The organism is Paenibacillus sp. TSA_86.1 (genome assembly GCF_052691815.1).
In genome coordinates this window covers 117,502-137,331 of sequence record NZ_JBQZGE010000015.1, presented here as the reverse complement: position 1 = coordinate 137,331, position 19,830 = coordinate 117,502, and the positions used below count along the sequence as shown (strand labels likewise).

Genomic DNA, 19,830 nt, shown 5'->3' with positions numbered 1-19,830 from the left:
GATATCTGCTCGTTCCCATATCATCTGTTATGTTTACTTTTTACGGTGTCGATTACGGTCGGTACGAATCACAACCAACCAGTAAATGAGCAGGGGACCGGGAACGCTGGTAATGCCCCACAAACCCCATAACCAGGGAAATCGTCCACGTTTGCGTGCATCTTGAAAAATCCATGTTCCTTGAAACAAAAGCAGGAGCGCCAGGAATGCAAGCAGGACTGGGGGAATCTCTGCCAAAGAATAATGAAGCTTATTCATGATGCATCGTCTCCTTCCGTTGCCGGACGAGCCATAATGTGGCTGCTATGACAGCAATAACTGTACCCAAAGCTTGTATGCCCAGGTACACGGCAGGCGAAGAAACAATCAGCAACGTTCCCAGCGTAATTACCATCAACGCCACCACCAAGAAGCAGATGAGTTCAATCAGATTGGCTCTGCGCTTCAGTCGTCTTTGCTCCCTGACACGGGATTCGAGTGATGCCAATGAAGGAATATTCGCCGGTTCACAGACATCATCCAGTGCTTTCATTGAATGCTGCAATCGCTGCACGATTTCCTGATCCTGTGTCTCATTCGATCTGCTCATTCTATTCCAGCTCCTTTCTCAATTGACGGAGACCATAAGCTGTCCGCGACTTGGCTGTTCCAGTAGGTATGCCTAACATCTGCCCAATCTCATCGTAACTATATCCATAATAATGCTTCAACAATACCGTAATGCGATGCTCAGGGGTTAGTCTTGTCATCGCATCCATCACATCCGTCCATTCCTCGTTTCGACTTTCGAGCTGCCAACGAAAACGGCGTATCGCCTGATGCCTTATTAACTCAAGCCAGCTCTGCTCTCTCTTCTTTCGTCTGGTTCTGTCAATGTAAATCCGGGTTGCGATCGTGATCATCCATGACGAAAATGCTGATGTACCATCATAACGCCGAATGTTTTCCATGCACCGAACCATGGTATCCTGAACAATTTCTTCAGCCAAATTAGAATCCATCGTAACTTTTATAAGATATTTATACACAAATGAATAATGGCGCTGCAATAGTGCTGCGAGTGCGCTGTCATCGCCCTCTGCTGCTCTGCGTACTTCCTCCAATTCAGCTGTTCTCATCCGAATGATCACCCGCTTCCTGTTCAATCTTATGGTAATACGACAGGATCCACCGAAACGTTCAACACAAACTAAAATTAAAAATCTCATTGGCTTCTTTCATTTCAATAAATTAAATACGACAATTTCCCGGGCAATCAGACTCCATTTCGGTAATCTTGCAACTTGTCGAACCACCGCTGTTCGTGAGCTCCGTTTCGTAGCACATGGCTATTCCAAATATTTTGATGAATGTTACGAACTTTCTTATTGTGATGGACAGGAGTAAAACTGCTATTAGGTATGTAGGTTTTCTGGAAAGCTGTTTCTCGAATAACGGATCGCATGACGGAATTCAAACCCGGCGGGCGCTCATCAAGACTTGTATACTCCGTTGCTTTCTTCGCCGGAATTACTCTTAATTTCTCCACATTTATTCCCTCACTTTCGTTCACTCCATGTTGGTCATTCGTCTACAATCTTCTTAATAATCTACTCTGCTTATCGTTACACACTTCCACTCGTTCCTGTCATTCTGCTTGCGGAAAATGGGCTGAAAACAAAAAAAGAACGCAAACCGGGTATAGACCACAGTCTGCGTGCTTCGCGAGTTAGGGTGTTTCTATTTAACGCTTTAGTTAAGTGATGCCTTAACGCTTGTAACAACTAATTGCTATTCTAATGAAAAAGTTGGAACTTGTCCAGACTTAATTCACATATTCTGTCGAATCATCTTGCAGGAACATACGGGTTATTCTGTTTCTCATAACCTATCGTTGTTTTAGGGCCATGTCCCGGGTATACCTTAACCTCATCAGGGAATCGATACAACTTGTTCTGAATGGAATCCACCAGATCGCGTTCACGCCCACCTGCCAGGTCCGTTCTGCCTACACCCATGCGGAACAACACATCTCCGGAAAACAGATCATTCCCGCAAAGTAGACTTACACTACCTGGAGAATGTCCTGGTGTATGGTACACCTGAAACGTGTGGCCAAGCAATTGCAGCTTCTGACCTTCATCCAGGGCAAATTCTGCCGGAGCGGCAGTGATGGGTGGTGTTACCTGTGACCAGTTCAACGATCCGTTCAGCTTGGCTGTAGTCAGCCAGTCACTTTCCAGATCATGCAAGTAAACAGGACATCCCTTCAGTTTGCGAATCTCCTCCACACCGCCTATATGATCGAAATGAGCATGAGTCAACAGTATGGCTTCAACCTCCAGATCCTGAATCACCTTGAGCAGCGGACCAGGATTCATACCTGGGTCAATAATAACAGCTTTTCCCGGATCCTGCCCCTGTAAGAGGTAGGCATTTGTCTGCAGCGGTCCGAGCGTAAATGTACGAATGTTCAACATATCGATTAAAAACCCGAAATCAGCTCACGCAACTCACGAATGACGACTGCATGGGACTCCGTTCCTTCCCCGTAACGTTTCAGAATCTCTTTACGCGTCTCTGCCATATTATCCTGGTAGTCAGCAGCTTCACGATCAGGATTCAGTCGTTTGAACTCCACCATCACCTCTTGTACGTGCTGCGGACGAGGTCCCCATTGACCTAATACATGTCCGCCTGTGTCTGCTACGATCACAATCGGCACAGAACGACCACCCATCGTCAGGAATTCATCCATCACTTCCGGATGATTCTCCATAATCAGTACTTCGGTTGGGATGCCGGAAATCTCCAGTGCCTGAAATACAACCGGAATGTTACGCACAACGTCACCGCACCAATCTGCTGCCAGGATCAGCACGCGAAGGTCGTCACGATGGTTCAGGCTTTCGAAAAATTCACGATCCTCTTCACTTGACCAGACAAAGCTATCGTAGTTCGCCTGAAATTCACTCTGATTTTTGGTCATGCTTGCGATAAATTCCTTCGGAGGCAAACCTTTACCGAATTTGTGAGATAAGTTAGGTTTGGACATTACTTCACACTTCCTCTCTTTTTACGTACATTCATCCATTTAATAACAACATAAATAATCATAAGAGCAAGCGCAATAAGCAGAATCGGCGTAATAAAAGGGGCTGCTTTCTCATCTACATGCTTCCACTGATCCCCGAGAATCATCCCTAAATATATAAACAATGCAGTCCAAGGTATAACAGCGAGTGTAGTAAGCAGTATGAATTTGCCTGTGTGCATTTTCGTAATGCCCGCCGGAATCGAGATGGCGTGTCTTACGACTGGAACAAATCTGGCTGTGAAAATAACACCTGTACCATACTTACGGAACCACTCTTCGGAATGGTCGATGTGTTTTTTCTGGATCAATATGTATTTACCGTAGCGTTCAAGTACAGGTCTGCCGCCATAACGACCAATCCAGTAAATAAACAGTTGGGCCAATACCCCGCCCACTGTGCCAAAAATCATCGCACCGAAGAAGTTAATGTTATGCTGAGAAACGAGAAAACCGCCATATGCCAACACAATTTCACTTGGAATAATCTCCATCATTAATCCGAGCATGATGCCGAAGTATCCCAGACTTTGAATCCAGTCGAATAATTGGCTGACAATGTTATGAATAACGTCCATCTCAACCCTCTTTCTTTTCCCTGAAATGGTGGTGCTCTGGAGCACCATGGATGTTCGTCCTTATTTTATCACAGGCATCTGAACGTGGCTACTTGTGAGAGCGGGACAGTATCCCGCCGGCGTTGCTCCGCATATGGTATGGGGAGAGGAGTGTGAGAATGTGTCATTCAAATCTGCGCCCGGATCTCCCCCGGTCAAACATAAGCAATCCGGCCAAAACTTGCCCTCTGCCCGCGGTATTCGCCGCGCCTGCAGCAAGGAATTGTATCGAACGGCCAAAAGATTAAAATTGTACGTCTCTCCGGAACGCATGAAGCAGGCCGAGGAGCAATACTACACCAAAGTTATTGCAAACCTGCTCTGGGTTGGAGAAAATCGCAATGACCGCAAAAAACTGTGTGAATGGTGGAATACCGAAGTCAGCGCAGACATTGCTACGCTGTGGGACGTTGAGGTGGAATCGCTGAAAGAAGCATTCAAACACGCCTTTGGCGGTTACCGTCTGTAAAAAGAAAACCCGAACAGGCAGGCAGAGATATCCCTCTTCCGCCTGTTCAAGATTTCCCAACACTCTAACGGACCCTTCCAAAGGAACCCATAGCAATTCTGTGCAAGTTCTCACCAGTCGATGAAGCCGAAGCGTGCAGTAGGAAACGACGGTCGTTACGCATTCGTTTTGAATTCACCTGTGTTGCCAATTCTCTATAACATTCAAGCATTTGTATGCCGATAACCGCAGTCTGCCTGCCTTCCCGGATCTGGCCTTCTGAAATCTCACGCATCGCCGCATGTTCCATCCAGTAGAGCGACGTTCTCCAGGTGTCAACATCATAACGATTCAAAGCGGTGGCTGTGATAAAATACTTTCCCGCTTGCTTCCCTTCCCCTGAGTGCGATGCCAACCGTCCAAGCTGCAAATAAAGATCAGAATCTTTCGGCGAACGGGACAAGCCGTCCAGTAAAATGGGTTTGGCTTCCGCTTGAGGAAGTGTACGCGCAAGGGCAATCACCAGATCAGGCCGAGTGGGATTCAAGCGATATGCTGATTTGAGATGTTCGACACTTGTAGTCGTCCCTATCGGCTCAGCCAGCGCATAACGATACTGCATATCTGCCCATGCGTAACGGGCCGTCATGCAAACGGTTCCTCCAAGCCAGCAGGCAAGTAAAAACGTGGCTATATATCGTTTGACCTGGACCAGCCTTGAACAGATGGCTCTCAAAGTGTGATGGTACGCGTAACGCTGAGATGGGCGTGGCATGCTCGAAGGTTTCACAGTCGGAGCCTCCGTCATGACCATATAAGCCGAATCTATGGATGGGTATGGAGCAAGAGATGCACCCGCAGCACTGCGATTCGTGAACGGTTGCGTTGAGGCCGACTCTGCTTCTGTCCTCAGCGCAACCGCCCATGCGGCAAGCCAGATGAAGAGCATCCAGCTGAGCGAGTAGCTCCAGTCGAAGTCCACGGCTCCATGCAGGACGAAGACAAGCACGGTTGGCAGCAGACGCGGAGCGAAGCGGCGGATGCTGTGCAGGGTGATGAGCAGCCACCCTGCAATCAGCGCGATGCCAATCAGGCCCGTATCCAGGGCCAGATCGAGCAGCCCGCTGTGAACCTCGCCGCCGACATACGGCGAGGACTGGATGGCGCGCAACATGTTGCGCCATGTCTCTCCCCCGTGGCCGAGCCAGGCGGCCTCGGACCATAGCTGCAGGGCATCCCGCCATATCTGCAGGCGGGATGCCCCTGTGCCGACCCCCGCCGCGAAACGTTCGGCGGTGGAGGCCGCGGCCATAAGTGCGGCGGCGATGCCCGCCAGCACCGTGGCCGCCACGGCAGCGGCGCGCCCGGCTCGGGCGCCGCTGTGCCAGAGACGGCACAGCAGCAGCGTGCCGAGCAGCGCAGCTGCCCATGCCCCGGCCAGTGCGAGCAGGCCGGGCCCGGGTGCAGGCGCCAGCTGGGCAGCAGCCAGCTGGCGGTACAGCCAGGCCGCGCACGCCAGGGGCGCGGCCAAGGCCAGCAGCAGCGGCAGGCGGGCACCGCGCCGCTGCAGGGCAAAGACGGCGGCCGCGGCACAGCCGGCCGCAAGCCAGGCGCCGCGCGACTCGCTCAGCAGGAGCGCGGCTTGCGCGGGCATGAGCGGCAGCACCGCCGCGAAGAGCCGGCTGGCCGGGACGGCGCGCCCGGCCAGCACCGCTGCGGCGGCGGTCAGCCGCTCCAATACGTACATGCCAACGATGGCACCGTACGCATTAGGGTACTGCAGCAATCCGCCGAGCCGGGCTCCGGCGGAGCTGATCTCGAGGTCAGCTATCCGCATGACCCCGTAGGGCAGCGGCAGCACACCGCACACGGCCAGGATGCCGCTTAGCACAAGCATACCGCCTGCCAGCTGCCAGCCAAAGGCAAGCCAGCGCACCCCACCCTCACTCGCAGCCAGCAGCGAGACGAGCAAGGCAAACATCGCAAGCAGGCTCCAGCGCAGCATTTCATGGATGCTGCCCTGTGTACTCACCGAGCCTGTCCACCCATGTATGGCATAACACAACATCATGGCCACAGGAAACGCAACATTGGCATAACCCCATTTTTCCGGATGCAGTGATTTCACACGCACTAAACCTAGGTCAACATGTTTCTTCCCTAACGTTCCCCCGATGTACACCACAAGAAAGATCATCATGATCGTTCCGGTCATCAGAATAACGGGATACAAGTCAGCAGAATTAAATAAACCTCTACGCATACACCCTGCCATTAATATAGCCACTGTGCTTAAGCCTAGAACTACAGTCCTTTTTGACCCGATCGACCTCTTCCCTCCTCCTCTTCCTTTTCCTTCCATGCCGATATTAAAACTAGATGTAGATGACTCCTGCCCGGAGAAAGATATACGACATGGACTGGCTATATCGTTATATGTATTGTTTTCTCCTCTTAAATAGCACCTGTTTTTCGGAAGCTCCTTCATTCCACACCTCCTTTTTCGTCAGCTATTAAAAAACAAAAAAGGCAGAAGAGTCCCGATTTCGGGTCCTTCTACCTTATTTCCACCTATCCGTCGATCAGCTCATGATCTACAACGGAATACACATCCTGAGTTATGCAAGTAAAACCATTCCCCTAAACGCACTTTCTCACTTAATTATGGGATAAACGATTTTATTTTTATATATCTGGAATCACGCACATATCGTTTATATTCTTCACTTTGCACATCGAGTAAAACGACCCTTGCAGCAGTATGTCCATTTCCTTCCTTTTACAGACCACTTATGCGTCAGACGTTTCGAACAAAAAATCAATGAAGATTACACTTCGCAGACCGCTCCAAGTTTTCCCTGTCCACTTGCCCACCAGATCCGCTTCCTTCAACCGGCAGCAAATCTGCACATGCACGCTCCAGGTATGGGTCAGCATGGATAAAATCACGGAATGCAGTGTATTCACTCCACATCTCCCCGACTTGCCCAGCCTGACCGCGAACGGCACGAATCAGAATGTTTTTCGGTGTATTTTCCAGATCAATGAATTCGAGCAACTGTGTCTTGTATCCCATCACGTCGAGCAGTTTGGCGCGAATCGCATCCGTTGCCAGTGCAGAGAAGCGCTCCTTCAGAATGCCATGGGACAGAAGCGGGTTCATCACCGAAGACTCAACCTGGTCATACAGTTCATGCTGACAACAAGGAACCGACATAATGACAGATGCTCCCCAGCGTACCGCTTTCTCCAGTGCCGCATCCGTAGCGGTATCGCAGGCATGAAGGGTAACGACCATATCCACTTCGTTCAGCTCATCATAATCTGCAATGTCCCCAACGAGGAATTTCAGATCACCATAATGCAAACGTCTAGCCAGATCATTACAATGCTCAATGACATCCGCCTTTAAATCGAGACCGATGATGTTGAGTGAACGTCGCTGTTGTACAGACAAATAATGATACAAGGCAAAGGTCAGATAGGATTTACCGCAGCCAAAATCCACAATTGTCAGCGGACGCCCTTCCGGCAGATGGGGAATTACATCCTGCACCATCTCAAGGAAACGATTGATCTGCCTGAACTTGTCGTATTTGCGTGCAAGCACCCGTCCTTCCTCGTTCATGATCCCAAGTTCAACGAGAAACGAAACGGGGACTCCCTCTTCCAGCACATATTGCTTTTTGCGATTATGGGACAGATCTACGGCTGTTTTGGATGGAGATTTGGTCAGAATGGACACTTTATATTTTTTGCTGATCAGAATTTGATAATCTGCATCTGCCGTACAGAGCAATCCCTGACGAAACGTCTCTTCACATAACAAAGTCATACGCTCCAACGCTTCATCCGGGGTCAAATTCTCATGCAGCACTTTATTTGCGTAGTGAAAAGCAAACTGGTAATGAAGCTGATTTTTCAGTGTCACCGGCTTCACCTGCACTTTGGTAAACGAGACATTGTCCCGTCTGCGTAGCTGACTTAAGGTCGCCGTAATCAGCGAGTTCTGTTCAAAAATATCATGTATAAGCTTTCGCAACGAATCCACGGGGTACATCTCACTTTCGGTTTGGTTTGGTCAACCGTTACCATACCATAATTCTGTTTCCTCTCCAAGTGAAGAGCCTGGACTCCATCTGTTTAACCCTTCGCCTACTGACGTTTGGTCTCCATCGCTTTAATCTGTGCCAGTCCCTCATTGACCTCGTCTCGCGGCAAACCGCCCTGTTCAAGCTGCTCATCCGTAAATTCGGTTAACCTCTGATAAAATGCTTTTGCATCTTGCTCATACTGTACCGGATACTCCGCGCCAAGATGTAGCAACCTGTACCACCCATTCTCAGCTGCATCATATCGCCCCTGTTGCTCCCGGTATAACGCAAGCTGCTTCTCCGTTCGGGCAGGAAGCTCATATCCCTCAATCTGTTCCATGACTCCGTCTATACGTTCGGGCGCTTGCAACAGTTGGGGGTTAGCCCCGTGATTTAAGGCATACAGGTAAAAATGTAAAGCTCGCATCAAACGCATAAGCGCTGCATCCTCTGCCTCCATTTTCTCCTGATCATCCATGCCCTCGACTCTGGCTTTCTCCTGATAGATATATGCCTCTTCCTCGATAAGTCTGGCCGCTTGCTGCAGATTGTCCACCTCAATGACCCCGCGAAAACGAAACATCTCAATGACATCTTCTGCAGGCAGGGAGTTCAGCAAAGACAGATTCATGCCAAATTGTCTGCGCATTAGCTCATCCAGTTCTGACAAGGCCTCCGCATGTTTTCGCTGTTGTTTGAGCGTAAAAGCCTTGCCAATTGCCTCTGTCATATCCTCCACCATTCGGAGCAGGTAATCCTTCCTGAACATCGGTGTGCCCCCTTATGTCTTCAATCATCTATCACATTATTATGTATCGTGTATCCATACTTTTTATTTTAATTCATGCCGTGAAAAAAAGCGAAAGTCCAGCTTGCTCCTGCTTCAGAAGCAAGGCGCAAACCAAATCAAAGCCCCTGCTTGTCCACATGGACATACAGGGGCTTCACATCCAATCAATAGACCGACCATGTTTCATCGGACACTCGCTCATCTTCAAGTAAAATCAGTTAGACAAACCGGTCATAAACTGTTTAATCACCTGAATCAATTCTTCTGGTGCTTCATACATACTCATATGTCCTGCACCTGCAATCGTAGCTTGCACAATATGAGGCTTATCACTCGTAAAGGTGCGCTCTGGCGGAATCAGCCCATCCTTCTCCCCTGCTACAAGCAGTACAGGAAGTGGTGTGGCCGATAACACATCACGTCGATCCGGACGTTCACGCATAGCCAGTGCTGCACCAACTGCACCTTGAGGGGCAGTCTGGTAACCAATTTCTTTCACACGATTCACATGTGTGGACATCGACTCCACATTGTCCGGTGCGAACAGACCAGGAACCAGCCCGTCCACAAAATTCACAATGCCTTCGGTCTGAATCGTGGATACTGCGCGCAAGCGTTTCTCCTTCGCCTCTTCACCGTCGGGGAACGCTGTTGAATGGATCAGGCCAAATGCATTCAAACGCTCCGGGTGATGCTGTGCAATGGAAAGCGCAATATACCCGCCCATGGAATGTCCCAAAATCACTGCTTTTTCCACATCTAGTTCATTTAACAGCTGCAGCACATCATTGCCCATCTGTTCGATTGTATAACTACCAACAGGTGCGTCCGTTTTGCCGTGTCCACGCAGATCAGGTACGATACAACGATAGCTGCGAGCCAGTTCCGGCACAACTTCATCCCAGTACGAAGAACTGCCACAGTATCCATGAAGCAATACAAGGACTTCTCCCTTACCCTGCTCGGCATAACAAATCGTCGTTCCATCACACATCACTTTTTCCATATTAATCCCTCTCTCTGCGCGATTGTAATATTTCAAGTTGTATATTATTAAGCATTCATCTCATAAATGAAACGTTTCTTGTGCATTCCAGGCCTCAATTACTGCATCGGCCAGTGTTTGAGACATGCCTATAACAAGGTTTAATGAAGTCATCTGCAAAATGGAATACGGTCTCGGGCCGTTAGCATTTACTACCGCGGCTACACTATATTCACCAACCGGTGGCAACTTGCCGCCAACGGATTGAGCCGGATGCAGGGGTGTTCCCGATACATAGTATGTCCCGGTAGCCGCTTTTGGGCCCAAACATGCATCCATGGCAATCACGGTATGGTCCGCCGGAATATGTGCCAGCCTCTCTTCGAGCGTGTCTGCATCACAAGGAGCAGCCAACGTGCCGACCACATGAGGTATGCCGCGCTCCTCCAGCAGAGTCCCCGTCATCGGACCAAGTGCATCCCCGGTGGAACGGTCTGTGCCGATACAGAGAAAAGTAATCTCGTTCAGGTTATGGCGCTGGAAGATATCCTTGAAAAAAAGAGCAAGCTCATCTCCAGGTACACCTTTACGCATTCCTCTATTTTGATGCCTAACCAGTTCCCGTTTATATAAGGCCAAGCTTGATTCCCTCCTATTGCAGTCTTTTCTCACATTGTAACCGATGCTCCATTCCCCCGCAAAATCATTGGCTTGTGCCCTTCCACTCATGCTACAATAACAAGAGTTTCCGCTTTGAAAAGCGAACAACCATCTCCGTAGATGGAAAGGATGAAGTTAACGATGGATTTAACACAAGCAACAGTAGAAAATATGGAATATATGATCGAAGCCATCAAGACCAAGCTGCGGATGGCCAGTGGTGCCGCTATGCAGGGTTCAGCATTTCCGCTTGAGAAATACGAGGATCTGCAAGATTTGTATGAGATGGTTATCGGAAAAGAGCATCTGAGCATCTCCGAGGTGGAGGCTGTTGCTTCTGAACTCGGTAAACTTCGCAAATAAGCTATACCTCTTGTCTCTGCCTTCACACCTGACAGTATCGCAGCAACAGAAAAGGACCTGTCTTACATCAGAACACTGATGCAGGACAAGTCCTTTTAATTTTTTATAGTCTATGCGCTTGCTTAATCCAACCTTGTTGATCCAATGTGCGAATATATCAAGGTTAAGGTAAATCAACAAGAACAAACTCGGCAGGCTCGCTGCCTGCACTTGTCATCTGAAGATCACAGCTTTTGCGAATTCGAGCCGCATCTCCGGGCTTGAGATTAAAATGACCATCGGAACACTGGATTTCAAGATGTCCGTTAATGAGGAACAAATGTGTCCGCCGATCTTCATGTTGCGGATACATCAATTTTTTGCCTGACTCCAGCTTCGATAGATAACAGGTGACGTCCTGAGCAATGCGGAGAGAATCCTCTTCCAAGCGTTCATCCGGTTGATCTGACATACCCGACACTATCGGACACAGACGGTTCAGCTGTGCGGATTCTTCTATTTTACGATACGCGTACGACGGTTTCAGCATACGCCGGGAAGGCAGAAACCACATCTGCAGGAATCGTACCGGTTCATCCGTAGCCGGGTTGGTTTCGGAGTGCTCCACACCTGTACCTGCGCTCATCACCTGAACTGTCCCCGCTTCCAGCAGTTGTTCTGTACCCATACTGTCTGTATGCTTAAGCGTACCTGATATCACATAACTGACAATTTCAAGGTCGTGATGTGGATGTTTCTTAAAGCCTTCCTGCGGCATCAGTATGTTGTCATTATGGGCTAACAAACAACCAAAATGGGCATTGCTTGGATCCTCATAATCTGCAAAGGAAAAGCTGAATTCACTGTGTATCCAACCTCGATCCGACGTGTGTCTTTCTTCCGATGTCACTACTTTAATCATATTCATCCACCTCCAGAGGATTGGAACTGCCTTATGGCAATAATCCATGCGTGTTTAGAATTGTATAGGTCAATACCAGTTGGTATGTGATCTTTACCCGGGGTCTGTTCATTCTAATCACGCTCCTTCCAAAGGTTACATGCTATCTTTTCATGAGTGGAGCACAAATTCACTGTCCATCCGTCCCACAAGAGTTCCTGCATCATTACGGATGTCTGGAGGAAATACTTCCGCCAGGCGTGCAATGGTTTCAGAGTTAGCATAGTTTAGTTGCTTTAATATCGATTGTGCAATGGAGGCCCACTCTTCCTCGGAACCATCCAGCACTTTAAAAGTGATACCCAACCTCTCTTTCTTCAGTGCAAAACCAAATACACCCTTGAATCCGCCTTTGGCGACGATATTGTCGTCCTCCAGTAGCACCGAATCCACCCGATTTGTGCCACCAACCATCAGAGGGTGCTGATTCATCGCCGAAGTAATCGTCTCTACAGCGGTGCGTGTGGCCCCATCGACAATAAGATCGGGACAAGCCAGCTTCAGATACGCATTGGCTAACGCGGATAGCGGCAGTGAAAATACCGGAAAGCCGCAGCCATCCGTCCCGAGTTGTATTTCTTTTTCTTCAATGCCTGCGAGGCTCGCCAATGTTTCAAGTATTTCCCGCTGTACCGGATGATCCGGTTCGGCATAGCTGTTCAAATCAAGCTTTTCCATCTGGCTGTAACCGAGAATCCCGAGATGTTTACCCGAACAGTTATGCAGTATTCTGCGTTTTCCCCCTTGCGCACGTAACCAGTTATTACGACTTTCCTCATGAAGCGGGTAGCTTGGTGCACAGATCAAACATTCCTCACCAAGTCCGATTTTATGAGCCATATTCTCCAGTACACGAACATGCTCCGGTTCTGAGCGATGTGAAGAAGCCATAATAGCAATCTCCTGTGTCTCAAGGTTATAGTGACGGTCGATTCCAGCCCGAATTCCAGGTATAGCCTGAAACGGTTTGGCAGATGAACGTGTAAATGCTCTGAAATGAGGATCACCAGCCGAATATACAACCCGCCCATGCTCATCTGTAATACATATGTGTCCGTAATGAGCGCATTCCATCACGCCTGCACGGTATTCTTTAACTAACAGCGCACTTTCCATGCGAGTTTCTCTCCTTCATATTGCCAATTTCATATTTATAAAATCCAGTTTATCTCTGCTTTGCTTCATGGCGCCGCATGGGATATCCTCATTAGTATAGTACAAAAACGACGGTTTTACAGTTTTTTCGACAGACGTTTCGGGTAAAGCTTTATCAGCCTTACTGAAGGACTACACTTTTATAGAAGGAGACACGTTTCATGCTGCGCAATTCTCAACATCTCTCATCTGAACCGCCACATGTCGTCCCTTTGCAATCCTTGGTGAAATATATCCTCATTGCCTCACTGCTGAGCTCGGCCATTGTGTTGTTATTGGCTGGTTTTGGGGCCTTACTCGGCATGGATCGTTTGATTCGGCTAGATAGTCAGATTCAGCAAATATTTTACTTGCATTCCCAATCCCGCCTTTCTTTGCTGCCTTACACTTCATTCATCACAGCATTGGGTTCGTTTAAAATATCAGCACTTGCCGCAGCGGGATTCTCACTATTGTGTTTTGCACAGCGCCGTCCCGGAAGCACCATATACGGGTATCTAATCTGCGCAAGCTTTGCCATGATGTGGATTTTGAACACTCTGTTAAAAGAGATCTTCAGACGTAGCAGGCCCGAACTCGATCACCTTCTCGCTGTACATGGATATAGTTATCCCAGTGGGCATTCCATGATTTCAATGGGATTTTACGGCATGCTTTTTGTCATATGGGCCGTGGAATGCAAGAAACAGGACTTACCTGGAAAATGGCTCCCTGTCTTTTGCGGCATTATGTTTATTTTGTTGATTGGTCTGAGTCGAATCATGCTGGGAGTTCATTATCCTACGGATGTGTTTGCCGGATTTGCTGCTGGATTCGTCTGGATTCTATGTATGATTCAAGCAATAAAACGATCCGTTTCCTGACTGACTTCCTCCTATTTCCATTCTATTCATCCTGCTATTAGTTGTTTCACCTCGTTGCACCGCGTTTATATACGAAGTAAGCAAACGCGAACAGATAACATCCTGCATCAAGTTGAAAAGGAGGCGGTTGTTATGTGGGGCATTATTATCAGCATTGTCATGGCGATTATTATCGGTTTGATCGGCGATGCACTTGCCGGTCACAACATGCCGGGCGGCGTGATTGGTGCAATGATAGCCGGATTTGCCGGAGCTTGGCTTGGAGCCCTTTTGCTTGGTAACTGGGGACCCGTTATCGGTAACTTCGCAATCATTCCTGCCATCATTGGTACAGCGCTCTTTGTTTTCTTACTGGGGCTTGTGTCCAGACTGCTAAGACAGGCTGCCTGATTCGGGTTAGATGGTGTTCGTTGTTTCGTATTTGTTTTCCAATTTGAAGAAGGAGTGATTAGACATGAATAAAGCAGAAGAGCAATATCCTGTACAAACGGGTTCCACTTTCGCCAAAGGTATTTTCATCGGAGGTTTGCTGGGCGCTGCCGCTGCCTTGCTTTTCGCCCCTAAACCAGGACGCGAGCTGCGTGGTGATCTTTCGGAGAAGGTAGGCATGGTTACTGACCGCACGAAGGAAGTAGCGACAGTCGTTGGAGACAAAGCTTCTGAAATCGCCAAAACGGTATCATCCAAAACATCCGATCTGGCTAGAACGGTAAACCAAGGTCGTAATGATGTGATGGACTCCGTGAGAAAAGCATCTGCGGACGTTGCTGAGGAAGCAACGCGTGCATCTGAAGAAGTAGCTGCCGCTTCCGTAGAAGCGAAGGAAGATGCGCGTAAACAATTGAACTCGACAAGCCTGTAAGGCCTGATGAGATCAACCAATGAATAGCCAGCTGCATTCCAGCTGGCTATTTTTTATCCAAAGCGAACGGAGGAATGAGAGTTATGAGTAAAGTCACGATCAATGGCAATCCCCCGGTAACAGGAGGAACACCCGCACAACAGTATGATACCAGTGAGCATCCATTCGAATTGCGTCATGAGGTCAAGCGCCTGAACACACGGCTCGATCAGATTGCGGACAGTTTGGAGAGAGCACAGATCAAAGACATCATTGAAAATTACAGTAGCCCCAAAAAACGAATCATTACGAACTTTACCGCTGGTATGGCTCGCGGGCTTGGGTTGACTGTCGGTACCTTTGTTGTGCTCGGCTTGCTTGCCTATATCCTTAGCCAATTTGTTAATATGCCTATCGTGGGTCAATATATCGCAGATCTTCTCGGTTACATCCAGGATTACAAAAAATAAAAGAGGGGCAGCCCGTCTGTGGCTAACGCTTTCCCTCTTTTCCTCTGTCCCGGTTTCCCGGAGCGGAAGACTGGGCAGATTTTACTTTCAGCAAATCCCCTGTCCATCCTTTCATCATCATCCATATATACATGCTAACCATACTGCAGATAATGAGTGCAATGACCAGCACGACTCCCCAAGTCTTGTCGATCAGGGGCAAATTTTCAAAATTCATCCCCCATATGGCACCTGCCGCTGTTGCCGGTGTGAATACAGAAGTAACAATCGTCAGTGTCTTCATAATTTCATTGCCCCGTACGCCAGATATCGCATTGTCTATCGAAATTAAGGTATCGATCTCCTTTTCGTAATGCTGGAACAGACATTCCATCCGTTCGACGCGATACTGAAGCTGTTGATAGAAGCGATTGTCTGTAATTTCTTGAAGGTAAGCCTCGCGAGAAGCTGCCATTAATTCGGTATAAGGAATAAACAGATTACTCCAGTACAACAATTCAAAGCGAGCGGCTAGAATCTGATCCATCAATGTACGTGCATTGCGAGTCTCCATTCTCCGTTCCAGATCACGCAGATTCATCTCAAAATGATCCATGCCCACATGATAATAATGAAGAATCGCTCGAAAAAGAACAAACATGCCTTCTCTGGCCTGCGTACATTGTTGCAGCATATGCATACGTTCGCCGGATTTCATGATTCCCCTCGTATTGTCATCCAAATTGAGCGTAACCAAATTGGACTTATCGACATAAAAAAACATCTGATTATCTCTTCGTCGATCATTTGTTTCATTCTTCACGGCATATAAGAAAGAACCGAAAATAACCGCATCTGCGCCGTTAAAATAACGAACGGACAAGTAGTTTGATTCAGCTTCCGGTATTTTGCTTAGCCAATACTGCATCTCTGGAAAAGCCTGCTCCAGATCATGAAGTGCACTGTCCATACTTCCGGAATCCGGAGCTACCCAATCCCACCACTGCCACTCCTCGGAGCAGAATAACTGATCGCGCCGAGCTTCCAGTTGGATCTGATCCACCATATATTCCTCCTCACATGTTAATTCACGTGTCGCCGGGATTCCGCCAGTCAATTCAAAAAGGACACGTATGCAATCCAGTGCAATACCGTGTCCTCGTTAAGCCGTATTGGGGCAACCATAGGAATGATCTATCATAGCATAGAAGCGTTAGACATAATTTGCTTCAGTTTCTCCGTAGCCCGTTTCTGAATCCGGGATACACTCATCTGTGAGACACCCAGCTTCTGGGCTATAGCCCGCTGTGACTGTCCATCCTGGAAAGCTAAAATAAGTACTTTCTGTTCTTGCTCCTTGAGCTGTCCTAGTGCCTGCTGCAGATCCATCCGTTTCTCAACCGAATCAAAGTCATTCACATCCGCGCTGATTAGTTCACCTAGTGTCGCTGCACTGTCATCCTGAGATAAAGGAGAATCCAGAGAAACATAGTGGTAACACTCCCGGCCAGCCAGAACTTCAATGGTTTCCTCCGGAGTAAGATCCAGATATTCTGCAATCTCGTTAACCCCGGGAGACCGTTCCAGCTTTACCGTCAGCTCATCAATGGCATGCTGCACTAATGCCCCTTTTTCCTTGATTCTTCTTGGCACTTGAATGTACCATGACTTATCCCGAAGATAATTCTTCATATGACCGATCATGCTTTTCATCGCATACGGTTCAAATGGAATTCCCAAATTGATGTCGTATTGCTTCAGCAATCGAATCAAAGCCATTTGGCCTGTCTGGTACAAATCCTCATATAGATCCGGTCTATTCCGGGCAATTTTACCCGCAGCCATTTTGACCATCGGTTCGTACTTACGGATAAGAACAGTGGCGATTTCGTTGTCCTGTGTTTGTTGGTATTCCCAGATCAAACCAATCGCTTCAGACATGGACTCTGGGGGAGTCACTTTTTCATTCATACTTTCTCCTCACTTTTGGCAAGACGTTTTACGAGTACTACTTTCGTACCTTTGCCCGTCTCACTCTCCACACTGACATCATCCATCAAGGCTTGCATGAGGTAGAACCCAAGTCCACCAATCTGAGCGTCTGTCAGATCTTTATCATGAAGGCCGGAACGAGTTACAGCAGGATTCACATTCTCGAAGCTGGCACCCTCGTCTTTGACAGTAATAGCAAGCACTTCGCCATTCACTTCAAATAACACTTCTACCATGCCACCTTCATGAGAGTAGGCATACAATACGGAGTTGTTACATGCTTCGGATACAGCAACCTTCATATCCTCAATGTCTTCATACGAGAAACCCATTTTGGACGCAACACCATACAGATTAAGTCTTACAATATCCACATATTCAGCTGTCGCCGGTAAATTAAGAGTAATTCTTTGGACTTCTGCATTCATTCCTTTTTCGATCCTTTCCTATTGGGAATTCTTCTGTGTAACAAAGAATTTGGCTATACCCGTCATATCAAAAAGTTTCTGAATTTGCGCAGGAACTTCCTGTACTTCAAAGCGAGCTTCCATTCCATGTCTGGCCTTGAGAACAGATAACAGGATACCAATCCCTGTGCTATCAATGTACTTGAGATCTTTCATGTTAATAAACAGATCCTGCTCCTTGTTATCCACGAGCGGTTCCATTACCAAACGGAAGTCAGGAGCAACCGACAAATCCAGTTCGCCAGTCAGATACACTGTGCATACACCGTCATGTGTTTCGGTTCTTGCATTGAATTTTTCATTTTTATTTGTATTCATTAGACATCTCTCTCCTGATCAATGGTTTCCTTACTTTATAACCCAACTTATGCACTAGTGAAACAGGAAACATAACTGGTAAAATTTTCAATTAGCCTGGTTCATTGCTGAAGCGCCCGGATTCATAACCTGATGATTCTTCTGGAAATGGGCAAGCTTCTGTTTAACACTGCCCATTTTCACCGGTTTGCTGATATAATCATCCATTCCTGCTGCTGTACAGCGTTGCTGAATGCCTTCCATCACGTTAGCCGTCATCGCTATAATGACAGGTTGCTGCTTTTGGGTTAAGCTCTCACGTATGCGTCTAGTGCATTCCAAACCATCCATCACCGGCATCTGCAAATCCATAAAAATAAAGTCATATGAGGACGTGCTCTCCATCACCATGTCCAGTGCTTTTTGGCCATCTTCCGCAATATCCGAAAGAAGCCCAAGTTTGTGGAGCATGATCGCCATTAATTTCTGATTGATCGGATGGTCATCCACGATTAATACCGTAGGATGTTTATCCTCTTTTTTTACTTCCGTCAGCTTCTCTTCGCCATTGCCCTGCACCAATTCTCTTTCAACGTAACGTTTGGCCTGGATGGTGAATACAAAAGTAGCGCCCCGCTTTTCCGATATATCCAGATAGATCTGTCCACCCATCATTTCAACCAGCGTCTTGCAAATGGCAAGACCAAGACCTGTTCCGCCATATTTTCGGGTCATCGACGTATCCAGCTGGGAGAACGGTTGGAACAAGCGATCCACTTTATCTGGAGCAATGCCTATTCCGGTATCCTTGACCGCAAACTCCAGCGACATATTGCCATCCTGTTCCCCGTTCACGGAGACAATCAGATAAACGCCGCCATGGTCCGTGAACTTTACCGCGTTAGCAATCAAATTCAGCAGTACTTGGCGAAGCCGCGCCATATCTCCATATACTAATTGAGGCACTGCATCTTCGAGGAAATAATCGAGCTCCAGGTTTTTCTTGCCCGCTTCTGCAGCGAACAAGCCAAGCACTTCCCGTATGCAGGAAACCAGCTCAAACGGATGCTCTTCCAGCTCCATTTTGCCGGACTCCATCTTGGTAAAATCAAGAATGTCATTGATCACCGTAACAAGCGCATCGGCACTGCGGCGAACGATATCTACATACTCCTTCTGATCTTCCTTCAGCTCGGTTTCCATCAACAGGTCGACCATACCGATAACCCCATTCATCGGTGTACGGATCTCGTGGCTCATCATCGCCAGAAACTCTGTTTTGGCATTAGCCGCGATCTCGGCCTCTTCTTTGGCCTGCACAAGTTGCTGATTCATCTTCTCCAGTTCCTGCGTCTTCTGATGTAGCAACATCGTCTGTGTCTTGAGTCTTTTGTTCGAGATAAACATCTCCACAAACCCCTCAATTTTGGACTTCAAAATCTGGGGAATAAACGGTTTGACCATATAATCGATGGCCCCCGCCGAATATCCGGCAAACAGATGCTCGGCTTCTCTGCTGTTCGCCGAAATGAAGATAATTGGCACATCTTTGGATTTGTCTCGTGCCTTAATTAATTTCGCTGTCTCAATCCCGTCCATCCCAGGCATCTGCACATCAAGTACGATGACCGCAAATTCGTCTTTCAGCAAACAACGGAGTGCCTCTTCTCCGGAATTTGCCTTAACGAGTTTGTACCGTTCTGATTCCAGAACTGCTTCAAGTGCAAGCAGGTTCTCAGGGCGGTCATCTACCAATAATATGTGGATTGGTTCATTGAGCCCCATAGCTAAGCCTA

General features: G+C 47.9%; 25 protein-coding genes. 6 read left to right on the top strand and 19 right to left on the bottom strand.

Annotated features, from left to right (window positions below; genetic code table 11):
- Positions 1-33: 33 nt before the first annotated feature.
- The 7 genes from ACUTVW_RS22625 to ACUTVW_RS22595 all read right to left on the bottom strand — a co-directional run bounded on the left by ACUTVW_RS22625 (position 34) and on the right by ACUTVW_RS22595 (position 3,651).
- Positions 34-258 carry a sigmaY antisigma factor component gene (locus ACUTVW_RS22625; protein ID WP_445647824.1) on the bottom strand — a complete coding sequence of 75 codons (225 nt, stop codon included), beginning with the start codon at positions 256-258 and terminating at the stop codon, positions 34-36.
- On the bottom strand, positions 251-589 hold the full coding sequence (locus ACUTVW_RS22620; RefSeq protein WP_445647823.1) for a YxlC family protein: 339 nt from the start codon (positions 587-589) through the stop codon (positions 251-253). Before ACUTVW_RS22620 ends, ACUTVW_RS22625 begins: the two co-directional genes overlap by 8 nt.
- A gap of 1 nt (position 590) precedes the next feature.
- Positions 591-1,118 carry an RNA polymerase sigma factor SigY gene (gene sigY / locus ACUTVW_RS22615; protein ID WP_445647822.1) on the bottom strand — a complete coding sequence of 176 codons (528 nt, stop codon included), beginning with the start codon at positions 1,116-1,118 and terminating at the stop codon, positions 591-593.
- Positions 1,119-1,255: 137 nt separating this feature from the next.
- Positions 1,256-1,528, bottom strand: a complete 273-nt coding sequence (locus tag ACUTVW_RS22610) for a hypothetical protein (protein WP_445647821.1) — start codon at positions 1,526-1,528, stop codon at positions 1,256-1,258.
- Between the two features lie 298 nt (positions 1,529-1,826).
- Positions 1,827-2,459, bottom strand: coding sequence for an MBL fold metallo-hydrolase (locus ACUTVW_RS22605; protein WP_445647820.1), 633 nt, complete (start codon positions 2,457-2,459; stop codon positions 1,827-1,829).
- Positions 2,460-2,464: 5 nt separating this feature from the next.
- Positions 2,465-3,034: a thioredoxin family protein gene (locus tag ACUTVW_RS22600; protein ID WP_434749434.1), complete on the bottom strand. Its 570-nt coding sequence runs from the start codon at positions 3,032-3,034 to the stop codon at positions 2,465-2,467.
- Positions 3,034-3,651, bottom strand: a complete 618-nt coding sequence (locus ACUTVW_RS22595; protein WP_445647819.1) for a DedA family protein — start codon at positions 3,649-3,651, stop codon at positions 3,034-3,036. The genes ACUTVW_RS22600 and ACUTVW_RS22595 overlap by 1 nt, the downstream gene beginning before the upstream one ends.
- Before the next feature lie 160 nt (positions 3,652-3,811).
- Between ACUTVW_RS22595 and ACUTVW_RS22590 the strand changes: the two genes are divergently transcribed.
- On the top strand, positions 3,812-4,159 hold the full coding sequence (locus ACUTVW_RS22590) for a dehydrogenase (protein WP_445647818.1): 348 nt from the start codon (positions 3,812-3,814) through the stop codon (positions 4,157-4,159).
- Between the two features lie 64 nt (positions 4,160-4,223).
- On the opposite strand, the gene ACUTVW_RS22585 is transcribed toward ACUTVW_RS22590, so the two are convergent.
- The 5 genes from ACUTVW_RS22585 to yyaC all read right to left on the bottom strand — a co-directional run bounded on the left by ACUTVW_RS22585 (position 4,224) and on the right by yyaC (position 10,646).
- On the bottom strand, positions 4,224-6,425 hold the full coding sequence (locus ACUTVW_RS22585; RefSeq protein ID WP_445647817.1) for an O-antigen ligase family protein: 2,202 nt from the start codon (positions 6,423-6,425) through the stop codon (positions 4,224-4,226).
- A 531-nt stretch (positions 6,426-6,956) separates the two neighbouring features.
- On the bottom strand, positions 6,957-8,198 hold the full coding sequence (locus tag ACUTVW_RS22580) for a class I SAM-dependent methyltransferase (RefSeq protein ID WP_445647816.1): 1,242 nt from the start codon (positions 8,196-8,198) through the stop codon (positions 6,957-6,959).
- Between the two features lie 95 nt (positions 8,199-8,293).
- The gene (locus ACUTVW_RS22575) at positions 8,294-9,001 is read right to left on the bottom strand and encodes a DUF6483 family protein (protein ID WP_445647815.1); all 708 of its coding nucleotides are present in this window, start codon (positions 8,999-9,001) and stop codon (positions 8,294-8,296) included.
- A 235-nt stretch (positions 9,002-9,236) separates the two neighbouring features.
- Positions 9,237-10,028 carry an alpha/beta hydrolase gene (locus tag ACUTVW_RS22570; protein ID WP_445647814.1) on the bottom strand — a complete coding sequence of 264 codons (792 nt, stop codon included), beginning with the start codon at positions 10,026-10,028 and terminating at the stop codon, positions 9,237-9,239.
- Between the two features lie 60 nt (positions 10,029-10,088).
- Complete coding sequence (yyaC, locus tag ACUTVW_RS22565) at positions 10,089-10,646, bottom strand: spore protease YyaC (RefSeq protein WP_445647813.1); 558 nt, start codon at positions 10,644-10,646, stop codon at positions 10,089-10,091.
- A gap of 162 nt (positions 10,647-10,808) precedes the next feature.
- Between yyaC and ACUTVW_RS22560 the strand changes: the two genes are divergently transcribed.
- Positions 10,809-11,030: a DUF1128 domain-containing protein gene (locus ACUTVW_RS22560; RefSeq protein WP_441929521.1), complete on the top strand. Its 222-nt coding sequence runs from the start codon at positions 10,809-10,811 to the stop codon at positions 11,028-11,030.
- Between the two features lie 163 nt (positions 11,031-11,193).
- On the opposite strand, the gene ACUTVW_RS22555 is transcribed toward ACUTVW_RS22560, so the two are convergent.
- Together ACUTVW_RS22555 and ACUTVW_RS22550 are read right to left on the bottom strand one after the other, a co-directional pair.
- On the bottom strand, positions 11,194-11,931 hold the full coding sequence (locus tag ACUTVW_RS22555; protein WP_445647812.1) for a pirin family protein: 738 nt from the start codon (positions 11,929-11,931) through the stop codon (positions 11,194-11,196).
- A 150-nt stretch (positions 11,932-12,081) separates the two neighbouring features.
- Positions 12,082-13,086 carry an asparaginase gene (locus ACUTVW_RS22550; RefSeq protein WP_445647811.1) on the bottom strand — a complete coding sequence of 335 codons (1,005 nt, stop codon included), beginning with the start codon at positions 13,084-13,086 and terminating at the stop codon, positions 12,082-12,084.
- 200 nt (positions 13,087-13,286) lie between these two features.
- Between ACUTVW_RS22550 and ACUTVW_RS22545 the strand changes: the two genes are divergently transcribed.
- From ACUTVW_RS22545 to ACUTVW_RS22530, 4 genes are all read left to right on the top strand, one after another.
- On the top strand, positions 13,287-13,988 hold the full coding sequence (locus tag ACUTVW_RS22545; protein ID WP_445647810.1) for a phosphatase PAP2 family protein: 702 nt from the start codon (positions 13,287-13,289) through the stop codon (positions 13,986-13,988).
- Positions 13,989-14,120: 132 nt separating this feature from the next.
- A complete protein-coding gene (locus ACUTVW_RS22540; protein WP_445647809.1) occupies positions 14,121-14,378 on the top strand; it encodes a GlsB/YeaQ/YmgE family stress response membrane protein in 258 nt (85 codons plus the stop codon).
- A 64-nt stretch (positions 14,379-14,442) separates the two neighbouring features.
- On the top strand, positions 14,443-14,850 hold the full coding sequence (locus ACUTVW_RS22535; RefSeq protein WP_445647808.1) for a YtxH domain-containing protein: 408 nt from the start codon (positions 14,443-14,445) through the stop codon (positions 14,848-14,850).
- 83 nt (positions 14,851-14,933) lie between these two features.
- Complete coding sequence (locus ACUTVW_RS22530) at positions 14,934-15,299, top strand: DUF5665 domain-containing protein (RefSeq protein ID WP_445647807.1); 366 nt, start codon at positions 14,934-14,936, stop codon at positions 15,297-15,299.
- 22 nt (positions 15,300-15,321) lie between these two features.
- Here the strand turns inward: ACUTVW_RS22530 and ACUTVW_RS22525 are convergent, their stop codons facing one another.
- The 5 genes from ACUTVW_RS22525 to ACUTVW_RS22505 form a co-directional block, all read right to left on the bottom strand.
- Positions 15,322-16,344: a magnesium transporter CorA family protein gene (locus tag ACUTVW_RS22525; RefSeq protein WP_445647806.1), complete on the bottom strand. Its 1,023-nt coding sequence runs from the start codon at positions 16,342-16,344 to the stop codon at positions 15,322-15,324.
- Between the two features lie 131 nt (positions 16,345-16,475).
- A complete protein-coding gene (locus ACUTVW_RS22520) occupies positions 16,476-17,249 on the bottom strand; it encodes a sigma-70 family RNA polymerase sigma factor (protein ID WP_342552793.1) in 774 nt (257 codons plus the stop codon).
- Complete coding sequence (rsbW, locus tag ACUTVW_RS22515; protein ID WP_434749418.1) at positions 17,246-17,698, bottom strand: anti-sigma B factor RsbW; 453 nt, start codon at positions 17,696-17,698, stop codon at positions 17,246-17,248. The genes ACUTVW_RS22520 and rsbW overlap by 4 nt, the downstream gene beginning before the upstream one ends.
- A gap of 18 nt (positions 17,699-17,716) precedes the next feature.
- Complete coding sequence (locus ACUTVW_RS22510; protein ID WP_434749417.1) at positions 17,717-18,055, bottom strand: STAS domain-containing protein; 339 nt, start codon at positions 18,053-18,055, stop codon at positions 17,717-17,719.
- Between the two features lie 87 nt (positions 18,056-18,142).
- Entirely contained in the window at positions 18,143-19,819 is a 1,677-nt protein-coding gene (locus ACUTVW_RS22505) for a response regulator (RefSeq protein ID WP_445647805.1), read from the bottom strand.
- Positions 19,820-19,830 lie beyond the last annotated feature (11 nt).